Below are 13496 nucleotides of genomic sequence, written 5' to 3'. Positions count from 1 at the left end.
GTGGTGAAGGCCCCCTACGGCCGGCTACTGCTTACCGCAGTTCGAGGCCAGCTTCTGCTCCTCCTCCGAGAGGCTGGGGCCCGGAGTGGGAGTCGCCGTTTTCGGCGTTTCTGGCTTGGAGTTGGTGGTGGTGCCGGTCTGCGGCTTCGTCCCGGTCGTACCGCCGGCCTCGCCCTCGCCGGTGATCGCGTTCGCCGCGCGCTCGGACTCGCGGCGCTGTTCGTCCTTCTTGCACGCCGCGGCCTGCTTGGAGAGGTCGTCGATCTTGGTGCGCGCGGAGGACTTGCTGCCCTCGGCGATGGTGTCCTCGACCTGCTTGCGCTGGTACGGCGGTAGGTACTTGAGTTCGATCTTGGTGAAGTCCTGTTCGACCTTCGACAGCGAGACCCAGGCCAGATCCTGGCTGATGCCCCGGTAGAGCGCGACGTGCTCGTCGTTGGTCCCGACGTAGTACTGGGTCTGGGTCCAGCGGTAGCCGCCGTACAGACCGCCGCCGACGACCGCCAGCGCGAGCACGATGTAGAACGACCGCTTGAGCCACTTGCGGCCGGTGCGCGGCTTCACGAAGTCGTCGTCGTTGTACGCGCCGAAGCCGGCGTCCGGCGGCATGCCGCCGTAACCGGCTCCGTCTCCGCTGCCCGGCGGGCCGAAGCCCCCCGGAGGGGGCTGGTGCTGCTGCGGTACGGGACGGCCCAGGCCCGCGGCGCGGCCGGCGGGCGTCTGCATCGACGGGTCGCTCTCGGCGGCGTGCAGCTGCTGGTTCTCGGCGACGGCGCCGACGACGACCGGGGTGTCGTTGAGCTGCCCGGCGAGGGTGTCGTTGGACTCGACATCCAGGACGTCGGCGACGATGCAGGTGATGTTGTCGGGACCGCCGCCGCGCAGAGCGAGCTGGATGAGGTCCTGGATGGTCTCCTGCGGGCCCTGGTAGCTCGCCAGGGTCTCTTCCATGGTCTGGTGCGAGACGACGCCGGAGAGGCCGTCGGAACAGATCAAGTACCGGTCACCCGCGCGGACTTCGCGGATCGAGAGATCGGGCTCGACATGGTCGCCGCTGCCCAGCGCGCGCATCAGCAGGGAGCGCTGGGGGTGGGTGGTGGCCTCTTCCTCGGTGATGCGCCCCTCGTCGACGAGGCGCTGCACCCAGGTGTGGTCCTGGGTGATCTGCGTGAGCACACCGTCGCGCAGGAGGTAGGCGCGGGAGTCGCCGACGTGTACGAGGCCGAGGCGCTGGCCCGTCCACAGGAGGGCGGTGAGCGTGGTGCCCATGCCCTCCAGCTGGGGGTCCTCCTCGACCATCACGCGCAGCTGGTCGTTGGCGCGCTGGACCGCCGTACCGAGCGAGGTGAGGATGTCCGATCCCGGCACGTCGTCGTCGAGCTGCACGAGCGTGGAGATCACCTCGGACGAGGCGACCTCACCGGCGGCCTGGCCGCCCATGCCGTCGGCGATGGCCAGGAGGCGGGGACCGGCGTAGCCGGAGTCCTCGTTCCCCTCCCGGATCATGCCTTTGTGCGACCCGGCGGCGAAGCGCAGAGAAAGACTCATGCGCGCCTCTCCTGTCGGTTCGCCAGCCGAATGTGGCGCCAGCCGGTCTCGAGCCACACTGCCCACCCTCCGGTCGGGAGCATGCCGCGGTCCCACGTCGGGACCGCCGCGGCTCGCTCGCTCCGCTCGCTCATTGTCGTACTACTTCCGCAGCTCGATGACGGTCTTGCCGATGCGGATCGGCGCCCCCGGCGGAATCGGTGTCGGCGTGGTGAGCCGGGTCCGGTCGAGATACGTGCCGTTGGTGGACCCGAGATCCTCGACGATCCACTGGCCGTCCCGGTCCGGGTAGATCCTGGCATGCCTGCTGGACGCGTAGTCGTCGTCCAGCACGATCGTTGAGTCGTGCGCCCGGCCCAGGGTGATGGTCTGTCCCTGGAGGGCCACCGTGGTGCCGGTGAGGATCCCTTCCGAGACGACCAGCTTCGTGGGCGCCCCCCGGCGCTGGCGCCCGCCCTGCGACCGCTGCGCGGGAGGCGCGGCGGTCTGGCGGGCGGCGCCCTGCGGCGGACGCGCGTCGGCGTTGCGGCGTGAGCCGCGCTGCGTGACACGTGTGCCGAACAGATCGCTCCGAATGACCTGGACGGCCACAATCACGAACAGCCACAGAACAGCTAGGAAACCTAGCCGCATGACCGTCAGGGTCAGCTCTGACATTGCCCCCGCTTCACCCTTCGGCTTGCCGGTAAACGATGGTGGTTTGGCCCACGACGATCCGCGAGCCGTCGCGGAGCGTAGCGCGGGTGGTGTGCTGCCCGTCTACCACGATGCCGTTGGTGGACCCGAGATCCTGGATCGTCGAGGGCGTTCCGGTCCGAATCTCGCAGTGCCGGCGGGAGACGCCGGGATCGTCGATCCGCACGTCGGCGTCGGTGCTGCGGCCCAGCACCAGCGTGGGTCGCGAGATCTGGTGGCGATTGCCGTTGATCTCGATCCAGCGGCGGACCTGGGCGCCCGGCATCGCCCCGGGGGGCGGTGTCGAGGGGGCCTGCGCGGCCGGTCCCGGGCGCCCGGCGCCCGGTGGGGGCGTCGGAGGCATGGGGGGCGGGGACGAGGGCGGGTAGCCGTAGCCACCGGGCGGTGCGGCCGGCGGGGGCGCGGGGGCCCGGCCGGGGGCCGCCCCGCGGGCGGGTGCGGGTCCCGGGCCTTGCTCGGGGCCCTGTGACGTACTCGACGCGAGGGTGCGGCTGCGTACCCGGTACAGACCGGTGTCGAGATCGTCGGCCTTCTCCAGATGGACCTTGATGGGGCCCATGAACGTGTAGCGCTGCTGCTTCGCGTAATCGCGTACGAGCCCGGAGAGTTCGTCGCCGAGCTGTCCCGAGTACGGGCTGAGGCGCTCGAAGTCGGGCGCGCTCAGCTCGACGATGAAGTCGTTGGGGACGACGGTCCGCTCGCGGTTCCAGATCGTGGCGTTGTTGTCGCACTCACGCTGAAGGGCGCCGGCGATCTCCACGGGCTGGACCTCGGACTTGAACACCTTCGCGAAGGTGCCGTTGACCAGACCTTCGAGTCGCTGCTCGAAGCGCTTCAGGACTCCCATGGGGCACCTCCTTCGTCGTTGCCGTCCTGGTACTGCTTACTGATCGTATCCACGCGTGGGGAAATCGAGTGGTTCCCCTTGTCTGCCCCGTCGATGAGTGTCACCTCTCACACGGATCGTAGAGGCGGCCCCAGGACAGTGTCCCGCATGCGGGGTGCACTCCGGAGGAGTGGGGGAGGCCGCTCCAGGTTGCTTGTTCCCCGGCAGGGTTGCCGAGACAAACGGATGTGATTCCACCCTGTGCAGCGTGCTAATCTTTTCGATGTCGCCAGGCGATCACACCAGCAGGTGAGAGACCGGACGGCACACCCAATGCGCGGGTGGCGGAATAGGCAGACGCGCTGGATTCAGGTTCCAGTGCCCGAAAGGGCGTGGGGGTTCAACTCCCCCCTCGCGCACCAGAGAAACCGATGTGACGGGTTCTCGCCAGAGACGAAAGTCCTGGCGGGGCCCGTTTCTCGTATGTCCGGATCCTACTGTGCGACGTGGACCGTGCGGTGACGCATGTCACCGGGTGGGGGTGGCGACGAACTGACCCGCACCCGGTAAGGCCTGGGTGCGGGTCGGTGTGCGTTCGGTCTGTGCGTTCGGTCTGTGCGTTCGCGGTCGTTCGGCGCGCTCGCGTCAGGCGACGAGGCGGGCGGCGAGGGCCTTGGCCTTCTGCGCGGCCTCTTCCTGTGCCTTCGCGCGGGAGGCGTCGGCGAGCGGGATGAGCTCGGCCATCGCGGGCACCGTGCGGGCCAGGGTCAGTTCGGGGACGATGAAGTCGACCTCGACGCCGAACATGCCGCTCAGCACCTTCTCCAGATAGTTCTGGACGAACTCGAAGTCCTCGCGCGGGGTGCCCGACGCGTACGAGCCGCCCCGGCTGGCGACGACCGTGAACGGCTTGCCCTTGATCGGGCTGTCCTCGCCGGCGTTGTGGCCGACGATGATCACGTGGTCCAGCCACGCCTTCAGGGTGGACGGGATCGTGAAGTTGTACATCGGGGCGCCGATGAGGACCGCGTCCGCGGCCGCCAGTTCGGCGGCGAGTTCCGCGCGCAGCGCGTTCTCCGCGCCTGCGGCGACCGCGGAGATGTTCAGGTGCGGCAGCGGGGCGGCGGCGAGATCGCGGTAGACGACCTCGCCTTCCGGGTGCTGTTCGCTCCAGCCCTGTACGAAGGCGGCGGTGACGTCACGCGACGCGGATCCCTGGGGGGAAACGGCGGAGTCGAGGTGCAGCAGTGTGGCCATGAGGGTCTCCAGGGGTGGGGTGAGCGGATTCGTTCGTACCTATGAATAACACAGTAGCTTACTTTTTATTAGGTCCTCATGGGTTCGCAGTACGCTGGGTGCATGGAGGGAAGCTGCGGGGACCCGTGCAAGCCGGCCGACGTGGGGATGACCCGCGTCTTCGAGCTGTTCGGCAAGCGGTGGACCGGGCTGATCGTGTCTGTTCTCCTGCAACGCGCCGTGTATTTCGCGGAGTTGCGGCGGGCGATCCCCGGCATCAGCGAACGCATGCTCTCCGACCGGCTGACGGAGCTGGCGGCGGCCGGGCTGCTCGTGCGCGAGGTCGAGGAAGGGCCGCCGCTGCGGGTCGCGTACCGGCTCACGGAGGCGGGGGCGGCGATGAAGCCCGCACTGCAGGAACTGGGGCGGTGGGCCGAGAAGCATCTGGCCGGCGAGAGCGGCTGCCCGAAGCGGGACTAGGTCCTGTCCGGCGGATCTTCGGGGATCAGCCCGGGGCGTCTGGTGCGGTGCATCGCAAGGCGGAGGATCGTTCTCGTACTGGACGTACTTGGACGACTCCGACAACGCGGCGAGGTGCCGTGCCAGGCGCCCCGGGCCCCCGAAGATCTGCCGGACAGGACCTAGCGGTTGCCCGGAGCGGGATCAGGGGTTATCCACAGGGGGAGACGGTCGTCGGGGGGCGGCTGTACCGTCGTGGGCAGTTGATGTTGGTCGAGTACGGGGGAGGCGGCGCGCCATGAGCGAGGTCGGTTCGGTGGTGACGGACGAGCGCATTCCGGTGGTGCCGGGCTTCGCGCGGCGCGTGACGGCGGGCGGCGCGGGGAGCACGCCGAAGGACGCGGGTAAGGCGCTGCGGGAGCGGGTGCCGAGGTCTTCGCACGATTCGCTGGTGCTCACCGCCGCGCGGCCGGACGCGGTGCGGGCCGTCGAGGAGTCGAGCCGCGACCGGGTGCCCGAGCTGGCGCCGCTGCGGGTGGGCCGGATGGCCGCGACACCCTTCGCGTTTCTGCGGGGCGCGGCAGGACTGATGGCGTACGACCTGGTGGGGACGCCGGTGACGGGCGCGGGCGCGCAGATCTGCGGTGACGCGCACGCGGCGAACTTCGGGTTGTACGGGGACGCGCGAGGCCGCCTGGTCATCGATCTGAACGACTTCGACGAGACGGTGGTCGGCCCCTGGGAGTGGGACGTCAAACGGCTCGCGACCTCACTGGTGCTCGCCGGGCGGGAGGCCGGCGCCGACGAGGAGACGTGCCGGCGCGGCGCTCAGGACGCGGTGGGCGCGTATCGGCGCACGATGCGGCTGCTGTCGAAGCTGTCGGCCCTGGACGCGTGGAACGCGATCGCCGACGAGGAGCTTGTCTCCCACACGGACGCGCGCGACCTGGTGGGGACGCTGGAGCGGGTGTCGGAGAAGGCGCGCAAGAACACGAGCGCGCGGTTCGCCGCCAAGTCGACCGAGGTCGTGAACGGCGCCGGGGGCGTGGACGCGGTGGCGCAGCGGCGCTTCGTCGACGCGCCGCCGGTGCTGCGGCGGGTGCCGGACGAGGAGGCCGCGGCGGTCGCGGCCGCGCTGGGCGAGTACGTGGAAACGCTCTCGGAGGACCGGCTGCCGCTGCTCGCGCGGTACGCGATCCATGATGTGGCGTTCCGCGTGGTCGGCACCGGCAGTGTCGGGACGCGGTCGTACGTGGTGCTGCTGCTGGACCACCGGGGCGAGCCGCTGGTGCTTCAGGTGAAGGAGGCGCGGGCGTCGGCGCTGCTGCCGTTCGTGGAGGCGGCGGGGTTCGAGACGCCGGGTGTGGAGCACGAGGGGCGCCGGGTGGTGCTCGGGCAGAAGCGGATGCAGGTCGTCAGCGACAACCTGCTGGGCTGGACGACGGTGGCCGGCCGGCCTTATCAGGTACGGCAGTTCAGGAACCGCAAGGGCAGTGTGGACCCGGCGGCGCTGCCGGCCGACCAGGTCGACGACTACGCGCGGATGACCGGCGCGCTGCTGGCCAGGGCGCACGCGCACAGCGTGGACCCGCGGCTCGTCGCGGCCTACTGCGGCAAGAACGAGGAGCTGGACGAGGCGGTCGCGGCTTTCGCCGTCGCGTACGCGGACCGGACCGAGGCGGATCACGCGGAGCTGGTGACGGCCGTCAGGAGCGGACGGATAGCCGCCGAGCTGGGCGTCTGAGGGCGGCGGGATCCGGGGCGGGGCCCGGGATCCGTGCGGCGTGGCGGGGCGTGGGGCCCGGGATGTGAAGGAGTGGGGTGCGTTCGCCCGTAGGCTGGACGGGTGACGCAGGACGCCTTCGGGGAGCCGACGATCCGTAACGACGACGAGCAGGACGTGCCAGACGTGCCCGATGCGACGACGGATACGACGACGGGTGCTGCCGGGGACGCGGACGCCACGGAGGGCGCCGGGGAGGCGTCGGGGCCCGAGCGGCCGGAGGCGCGGCTGGAGCGGGCCGTGCGGGCCGCCGAGCAGGCGTTGATCGAGTTCGAGATCGCGCTGGAGACGTTCCGGGTCGAGGTGGAGAACTTCTCCCGGCTGCATCACCAGCGGCTCGGCCCCATGTACGCGCGGCTGGACGAGCTGGACGCGATGATCGCCGAGGCCCGCGCGTCCCGGTCGGGTGACCCCGAGGATCTGCGCAAGGCGCGTGAGGCACGGGCGATGGTGCAGCCGATGCCGGGGATCGAGGAGCTGTTCCACGACTGGCTCGACTCCGACGGGCTGTCGCCGGAGGCCGCGGCGATGCTGACCGACCAGCCCGTGCAGCCGCCGAAGCGGGTGCGGCCGACCGACGAGGTGCGCAAGCTCTACCGCGACCTGGCCCGCAAGGCGCATCCGGATCTCGCGCAGGACGACACCGAGCGGGCCAGGCGCGACGAGTTCATCGCTCGTGTGAACGCGGCCTACGGGCGTGGGGACGAGGCGCTGCTCAGGCAGCTCGCCGAGGAGTGGGCGGCGGGGCCCGCGCCGAAGGAGCCGCGCCTGAGCGAGAGCGAGGAGCTCTACGCCCGGCTGGAGTGGCTGGCCCAGCGCAAGGAGCTGCTGACGCTCGTGGCGAAGGATCTGGAGCAGAGCGCGATCGGCGCGATGCTTCAGATGGCGCCCGACGATCCCGACCGGCTGCTGGAGGAGATCGCCGAGCAGCTGCTCGCCGAGGTTTCGGGACGCGAGTCCGAACTGGCCAGGTTGGTGCAGCAGTAGCGCGTCCCGTACGGGAGGCTGTACCTGTCGCACCCGCTGTATCTGCCGCACCGGCAGACACACACGTACGAGAGAAGGCACATCACATGAGTTTCGCCCAGCTGCCCGCGGTGGATGTCGCGGCGGTACCGTCCGACGGTCTGGTGCTCGACGTCCGTGAGGACGACGAATGGGCGGCGGGCCACGTCGAGGGCGCGCTGCACATCCCGATGAGCGATTTCGTGGCGCGCTTCGGCGAGGTGACCGAGGCGGTGGCCGACGGGCGCAAGGCCTTCGTCATGTGCCGGGTCGGTGGCCGGTCCGCGCAGGTCACCCAGTATCTGGTGCAGCAGGGCATCGACGCGGCGAACATCGAGGGCGGGATGCAGGCCTGGGACGGTGCCGGCCGCCCGATGGTCACCGACAACGGCAGCCCGGCGTTCGTTCTCTGACGAGTCGTCACCGGCGGTTCCCCGCCTTCCCGTCGACCCGGCCCGCCTCGGTGGTCATGGCGGTCCGGGCCGCCGCGAGGGAGTGCGCCGCCATCTCCTGGAACCGGGCCAGTTCCGGGACGTCGCCCGAGCGGGTCATCTCGGCGTGCGTGAAAATCAGGTTCTCGTCGGCCACTCCGAGTGCGCCGAAATACGTACGCAGATAGGGCGTCTGGAAGTCGTACGCCTCCCGTGGGGTGCCGGGGCCGTATCCGCCGCCGCGCGCGGTGACGACGACCACCCGCGTATCGCGCAGCAGGCTCCTTCCGGTGTCCGGGTCCACGTACGCGCCGGGGAAGGTCAGCCGGTCGATCCAGGCCTTCAGCGAGGCCGGTATCGAGAAGTTGTACATCGGGACGCCGATCAGCACGGTGTCCGCGGCCAGCAGTTCCGTGATCAGCGGCAGGGTCAGCGCCCACTCCCGCCGCTCGGCCGCGCCGTCGGCCAGCGCCGCCACCGCGGAGGGCGGGACGGTGCCGTGTCGCTCCACCCGTCGGCCGAGGGAGGCGTAGGCGGACGACACCAGCGGTACGGGATCGGCGGCCAGGTCGCGGTACCGGTGGCCGGCCGGGCCGTGCAGGGCGCGCCAGGTGTCCGCGAACAGGGCGGTCAGCTGCCTGCTGACGGATTCCCCGGCGTTGTCGGCGCTGGAATCCAGCTGCAGCAGGCAGGGCGTCCCGGACCGGGCGGCCTGGATCGCCTGAATTCCCTCGGGCGCGTGGGGTGTGTCGGTGGTCATAGGGATGGCTCCGTCACTTCTGCTCGTTCGGTTACGTCATTCAATGGACGGGCCGCGGCGAGGAAAGGTGACCTGACCGATGGAAGAGCGAGAGCGGCGGCAGGGGCAGGACGAGCTGGCGGAGCGGTTCGAGGCGCACCGCGCCCAGCTGCGGGCGGTCGCCTACCGGATGCTCGGCTCGCTCGCCGAGGCGGACGACGCCGTACAGGAGGCCTGGTTGCGGCTCAGCCGGGCCGACGGCGCGGAGGTGGAGAATCTGGCCGCCTGGCTGCGGACGGTCGTCTCCCGCGTCTGTCTCGACATGCTGCGTTCCCGTACGTCGCGGCGGGAGGATCCGGTGGGGCAGCGGGTCCCGGACCGGCCGTGGGGCGCCGGTGCCGAGCGGGCGGGGAGCGATCCCGAGGGCGAGGCGGTGCTGGTCGACTCGGTCGGCCGGGCGATGCTCGTGGTGCTGGACACCCTCGCCCCCGCCGAGCGCGTCGCCTTCGTCCTGCACGACATGTTCGCGGTGCCGTTCGACCGGATCGCGCCGCTGGTGGGGCGGTCACCCGTCACCACGAAGAAGCTCGCCAGCCGGGCCCGGCAGCGGGTGCGGGGGACCACCGAGATCCCCGGCGCCGAGCTGGACCGGCACCGGGTGGTGGTCGACGCGTTCCTCGCGGCCTCGCGCGGGGGCGACCTCGACGCGCTGCTCGCGGTGCTGGCCCCCGATGTCGTACGCCGGGCGGACCCTCAGGCACTGCCCGGGGGAGCGGCCACCGAGGTCCGCGGCGCACGGGCGGTGGCCCGGGAGACGGTGCACTTCGGGCGCAGGTCGCGGTTCGCGGAGACGGCGCTCGTGAACGGGGCGGTCGGCGTGGTCGTGGCGCCGTACGGCCGGCTCCTCTACGCCCTCACATGCACGGTCGAGGGCGACAGGATCACCGCGTTCGAGGTGTTCGCCGACCCCGAGCGCCTGCGCGGCCTCGACCTGGCCGTGCTCGGCCCACCGGCCGACGGCCCCGCCCGCTGACGGAGGGCGGGAAGCGGGAAGCGGGCGTGGTGGCGCGGTGGGCCGGTGTCAGTGGCTGTCAGCGGTTGTCAGCGGTCGAAGTCCAGCTCGACCTCGGCGGTCGCCGGATGGGACTGGCAGGCCAACACGTAACCCGCTTCCGTCTCCTCGGGCTCCAGGGCGAAGTTACGGTCCATCCGTACCTCGCCCGAGACGAGGAAGGCCCGGCAGGTCCCGCAGACGCCGCCCTTGCACGCGTACGGAGCGTCCGCCCGGCTGCGCAGCACGGTCTCCAGCAGGGAGTCCCCGTCGTGGACGGGCCAGCTGCCGGAACGGCCGTCGAGCGTCGCCGTGAGCGTGCTCCCGGCGGGGGTGACCGACGCGGCGGGCGTGGCCGCGCCCAGCGCGCCGTCGTCCACGTGGAAGATCTCCTGGTGGATCACGGTCCGCCGGACGCCGAGGTCGCGCAGCGCCCGCTCCGCCCCCTTGACCAGACCGAGCGGGCCGCACAGGAACCAGCCGTCGACACTGGCCACCGGGAGCAGCGCGGGCAGCAGCTCCGCCAGACGCTCCTCGTCCAGCCGGCCCGAGGGGAGCCCGGCCTGCTGCTCCTCCCTGGACACGACCGTGACCAGCTGGAAGCGGTCCGGATAGCGGTCCTTGAGGTCGGCGACCTCCTCCAGGAACATCGTCGAAGCCACCGTGCGGTCGCTGCGGATCAGACAGAACCGGGCGTCCGGCTCCCGGGCCAGGACCGTCGAGGCGATCGACAGCACCGGGGTGATGCCGCTGCCGCCGACGATCGCGGCGAAGTGCCCGGCGCGCGGCGCGAGCACGAAGCGGCCGGTCGGCTCCATGACCTCGACCGTGTCGCCCACGGCGAGTTCCTTCAGGGCGTACGTCGAGAACTCGCCGCCCTCGACCAGCCGGATGCCGACCCGCAGCACGGGGCGCTCGCCGGCGGGCGCGCAGATCGAGTACGTACGACGGATCTCCTCGCCGTCCACGACGCGGCGCAGCGCGATGTGCTGACCCGGTGTGTGCCGGAACGTCTCGTCCAGCTCGGGCGGCACGGCGAAGGTGACGGTCACCGAGTCGTCCGTGAGCTGCTCGACCTCGCTGACGCGGAGCGGATGGAACATCTACAACTCCTTGAAGTGGTCGAACGGTTCACGACAGGCCGAGCAGCGGCGCAGCGCCTTGCACGCGGTGGAGGAGAACCGGCTCAGCAGCTCGGTGTCCGTCGAGCCGCAGTGCGGGCAGCGGATGGCGAGGGTGAGCGGCACCGGTCCGTCCGTGCTGTGCGGGCGCGGCGGTGCGATGCCGAACTCCGCGAGTTTGCGGCGGCCTTCGGCGCTGATGTCGTCCGTCGACCAGGCGGGGGAGAGCACCGTGACGACGGTGACGTCCACCATCCCGTTCTCGTGCAGCACGCGCTCGATGTCCGAGGACATCGTCTCGATCGCCGGGCAGCCGGTGTAGGTCGGGGTCAGTTCGACCTCGACCCGGCCGGGGCCCGAGACATGGACGGCGCGCAGCACGCCCAGCTCCTCCAGCGTCACCACCGGCAGCTCGGGGTCGGGCACGGAGCCGGCGAGCGCGCGCAGTTCGCTCTCCAACGCGGTCGGTTCGCTCGTCCCGGTCACCATGACGCCCCCGGGTGGCTGCGGTGCAGGTGCTGCATCTCGGCGAGCATGCGGCCGAACGACTCGGTGTGCAGGCCCTGCCTGCCCGCGCCCGCCGTCCATGCCCCGGCACGTGGTCCGTCGGGCAGCGTCAGTGTCGCGCGCTCCAGCACACCGGTGACGGAGGAGAGCCAACGCTCCTCCAGCTCCTGCCCGTTGACACCGTCCAGCCCGGCGCCGCCGCCGATGGGCTGGAACATCTCGCCGGTGAACCGCCACAGCGCCGTACAGGCCCGCTGCATCCGCTCATGGCTCTCGGCGGTGCCGTCACCGAGCCGCAGGGTCCACTGCTCGGCGTGGTCCTGGTGGTAGTCGACTTCCTTCACGGCCTTGGCGGCGAGTCCGGCGAAGGGGCCGTCCCCGGTCGCCAACTGGCCGTAGAGCAGCCGCTGGTAGGTGGAGAAGTAGAGCTGGCGGGCGATCGAGTGCGCGAAGTCGCCGTTCGGCTGCTCGACCAGCTGGACATTGCGGAAGGCGCGCTCCTCGCGCAGATAGGCCAGCTCGTCCTCGTCCCCCACCAGGGAGTACAGGATCCGGGCCTGGCCCAGCAGGTCCAGCGCGATGTTGGCGAGGGCCACGTCCTCTTCCAGCTCGGGTGCGTGTCCCGCCCACTCCCCCAGCCGGTGCGACAGGATCAGCGCGTCGTCGGCGAGGGCGAGGGCCGCTGCCCCGGTGGCCGTGTCCGTCGGGGCGCTCACAGGTGACGCACCCCCTCCGGGATCTCGTAGAACGTCGGGTGCCGGTACGGCTTGTCGCCGGCCGGCTCGAAGAACGAGTCCTTCTCGTCCGGCGAGGACGCCGTGATCGAGGCGGAGGGAACCACCCAGATCGACACGCCCTCGCTGCGCCGGGTGTAGAGATCGCGCGCGTTGCGCAGGGCCATCTCCGCGTCCGGGGCGTGCAGGCTTCCCGCGTGCGTGTGCGAGAGCCCACGGCGGGACCGCACGAACACCTCCCACAGAGGCCACTGGGTCGAACCGCTCATGCCGTCGCCTCATTCTCCGCGTTGGTGCCGTTGGCTCTGCCGCTGTGCTTCGCCGCGTACGCCGTCGCCGCCTCGCGTACCCAGGCGCCTTCCTCGTGCGCGCGGCGCCGCCGGCTGATCCGCTCCTCGTTGCAGGGCCCGTTGCCCTTCAGGACCTCGCGGAACTCGTCCCAGTCGATCGCCCCGAAGTCGTGCTGTCCCCGCTCCTCGTTCCACTTCAGGTCCGGGTCCGGGAGCGTGAGACCGAGCGCCTCGGCCTGGGGGACACAGATGTCCACGAAGCGCTGCCGCAATTCGTCGTTCGAGTGCCGCTTGATCTTCCAGATCATCGACTGCTCGGAGTGCGCCGACTCGTCGTCCGGCGGGCCGAACATCATCAGCGAGGGCCACCACCAGCGGTTCACCGCGTCCTGCGCCATCTCGTGCTGCGCGGGGGTGCCACGGCTGAGGGCGAGCAGCGACTCGTACCCCTGGCGCTGGTGGAAGGACTCCTCCTTGCAGATACGGACCATCGCGCGGGCGTACGGGCCGTACGAGCAGCGGCAGAGCGGGACCTGATTCGTGATCGCGGCGCCGTCCACCAGCCAGCCGACGGCGCCGACGTCCGCCCAGGTCAGCGTCGGATAGTTGAAGATCGACGAATACCTCTGGCGGCCGGCGTGGAGCTTGTCGAGCAGCTCGTCCCGGCTTGTGCCCAGCGTCTCCGCCGCGCTGTAGAGATACAGCCCGTGCCCCGCCTCGTCCTGCACCTTGGCCATCAGGATCGCCTTGCGGCGCAGCGAGGGCGCGCGGGTGATCCAGTTGGCCTCCGGCTGCATGCCGATGATTTCCGAGTGCGCGTGCTGGGCCATCTGGCGGACGAGCGATGCGCGGTAGGCCTCCGGCATCCAGTCGCGGGGCTCGATGCGCTCGTCGGCGGCCACGGCGGTGTCGAACGCCGCCTCGTGTGCCTCTGCCGTCATCTCCATCGTCGCCTCCACAGCCGTCCCCTCGGTCACTGCCGTCATCCGGGCCCCCTACCGACCGATCGTTCGGTTCATGGACTTCAATGGTCGGTCGGCGGCCCGTAGGGTGTCAACCCTGTGGATAAC

At 70.9% G+C, this 13496-nt stretch carries 15 protein-coding genes and 1 tRNA gene; 6 read left to right on the top strand and 10 right to left on the bottom strand.

Going from position 1 to position 13496, the window contains the following annotated elements:
- Positions 1–24 precede the first annotated feature (24 nt).
- The 3 genes from ACFT9I_RS08560 to ACFT9I_RS08550 form a co-directional block, all read right to left on the bottom strand.
- Complete coding sequence (locus ACFT9I_RS08560; RefSeq protein WP_382562081.1) at positions 25–1548, bottom strand: Stp1/IreP family PP2C-type Ser/Thr phosphatase; 1524 nt, start codon at positions 1546–1548, stop codon at positions 25–27.
- A gap of 141 nt (positions 1549–1689) precedes the next feature.
- Positions 1690–2205, bottom strand: a complete 516-nt coding sequence (locus ACFT9I_RS08555) for an FHA domain-containing protein (RefSeq protein WP_023540225.1) — start codon at positions 2203–2205, stop codon at positions 1690–1692.
- Between the two features lie 10 nt (positions 2206–2215).
- Complete coding sequence (locus ACFT9I_RS08550; protein ID WP_382562079.1) at positions 2216–3091, bottom strand: FhaA domain-containing protein; 876 nt, start codon at positions 3089–3091, stop codon at positions 2216–2218.
- A 314-nt stretch (positions 3092–3405) separates the two neighbouring features.
- Here ACFT9I_RS08550 and ACFT9I_RS08545 point away from each other — a divergent pair.
- Positions 3406–3492, top strand: a tRNA-Leu gene (locus tag ACFT9I_RS08545).
- 223 nt (positions 3493–3715) lie between these two features.
- Here ACFT9I_RS08545 and ACFT9I_RS08540 read toward each other — a convergent pair.
- Entirely contained in the window at positions 3716–4327 is a 612-nt protein-coding gene (locus tag ACFT9I_RS08540) for an FMN-dependent NADH-azoreductase (RefSeq protein WP_382562077.1), read from the bottom strand.
- A gap of 102 nt (positions 4328–4429) precedes the next feature.
- Here ACFT9I_RS08540 and ACFT9I_RS08535 point away from each other — a divergent pair, with 102 nt between their 5' ends.
- The 4 genes from ACFT9I_RS08535 (at position 4430) to ACFT9I_RS08520 (ending at position 7966) form a co-directional block, all read left to right on the top strand.
- A complete protein-coding gene (locus ACFT9I_RS08535; RefSeq protein WP_382562075.1) occupies positions 4430–4786 on the top strand; it encodes a winged helix-turn-helix transcriptional regulator in 357 nt (118 codons plus the stop codon).
- Between the two features lie 277 nt (positions 4787–5063).
- Complete coding sequence (locus tag ACFT9I_RS08530; RefSeq protein ID WP_382562073.1) at positions 5064–6509, top strand: DUF2252 domain-containing protein; 1446 nt, start codon at positions 5064–5066, stop codon at positions 6507–6509.
- 102 nt (positions 6510–6611) lie between these two features.
- Entirely contained in the window at positions 6612–7535 is a 924-nt protein-coding gene (locus tag ACFT9I_RS08525; RefSeq protein ID WP_382562071.1) for a J domain-containing protein, read from the top strand.
- An 86-nt stretch (positions 7536–7621) separates the two neighbouring features.
- Positions 7622–7966 (top strand): rhodanese-like domain-containing protein, encoded by a 345-nt coding sequence (locus tag ACFT9I_RS08520; protein ID WP_382562069.1) that lies wholly within the window; start codon positions 7622–7624, stop codon positions 7964–7966.
- Positions 7967–7973: 7 nt separating this feature from the next.
- Here ACFT9I_RS08520 and ACFT9I_RS08515 read toward each other — a convergent pair whose 3' ends face one another.
- Positions 7974–8744 (bottom strand): FMN-dependent NADH-azoreductase, encoded by a 771-nt coding sequence (locus ACFT9I_RS08515; RefSeq protein ID WP_382562067.1) that lies wholly within the window; start codon positions 8742–8744, stop codon positions 7974–7976.
- A gap of 79 nt (positions 8745–8823) precedes the next feature.
- Here ACFT9I_RS08515 and ACFT9I_RS08510 point away from each other — a divergent pair, with 79 nt between their 5' ends.
- Positions 8824–9756, top strand: coding sequence for a sigma-70 family RNA polymerase sigma factor (locus ACFT9I_RS08510; protein WP_382562065.1), 933 nt, complete (start codon positions 8824–8826; stop codon positions 9754–9756).
- Positions 9757–9824: 68 nt separating this feature from the next.
- Here ACFT9I_RS08510 and ACFT9I_RS08505 read toward each other — a convergent pair whose 3' ends face one another.
- Genes ACFT9I_RS08505 through paaA form a run of 5 tightly spaced genes read right to left on the bottom strand, consistent with a single transcriptional unit; the run spans position 9825 to position 13412 of the window.
- Complete coding sequence (locus ACFT9I_RS08505) at positions 9825–10877, bottom strand: 2Fe-2S iron-sulfur cluster-binding protein (RefSeq protein ID WP_382562064.1); 1053 nt, start codon at positions 10875–10877, stop codon at positions 9825–9827.
- Entirely contained in the window at positions 10878–11384 is a 507-nt protein-coding gene (gene paaD, locus ACFT9I_RS08500; protein ID WP_382562062.1) for a 1,2-phenylacetyl-CoA epoxidase subunit PaaD, read from the bottom strand. It abuts the gene before it with no gap.
- On the bottom strand, positions 11378–12118 hold the full coding sequence (gene paaC, locus ACFT9I_RS08495; RefSeq protein ID WP_382562060.1) for a 1,2-phenylacetyl-CoA epoxidase subunit PaaC: 741 nt from the start codon (positions 12116–12118) through the stop codon (positions 11378–11380). The genes paaD and paaC overlap by 7 nt, the downstream gene beginning before the upstream one ends.
- The gene (gene paaB / locus ACFT9I_RS08490; RefSeq protein ID WP_189106154.1) at positions 12115–12405 is read right to left on the bottom strand and encodes a 1,2-phenylacetyl-CoA epoxidase subunit PaaB; all 291 of its coding nucleotides are present in this window, start codon (positions 12403–12405) and stop codon (positions 12115–12117) included. The genes paaC and paaB overlap by 4 nt, the downstream gene beginning before the upstream one ends.
- The gene (gene paaA / locus ACFT9I_RS08485) at positions 12402–13412 is read right to left on the bottom strand and encodes a 1,2-phenylacetyl-CoA epoxidase subunit PaaA (protein ID WP_382562059.1); all 1011 of its coding nucleotides are present in this window, start codon (positions 13410–13412) and stop codon (positions 12402–12404) included. The genes paaB and paaA overlap by 4 nt, the downstream gene beginning before the upstream one ends.
- Positions 13413–13496 lie beyond the last annotated feature (84 nt).

The organism is Streptomyces sp. NPDC057137, from assembly GCF_042670825.1.
Lineage (GTDB): Bacteria > Actinomycetota > Actinomycetes > Streptomycetales > Streptomycetaceae > Streptomyces.
The sequence above is the reverse complement of the archived record's forward strand: the minus strand, read 5'-3'. Positions and strand labels throughout refer to the sequence as shown.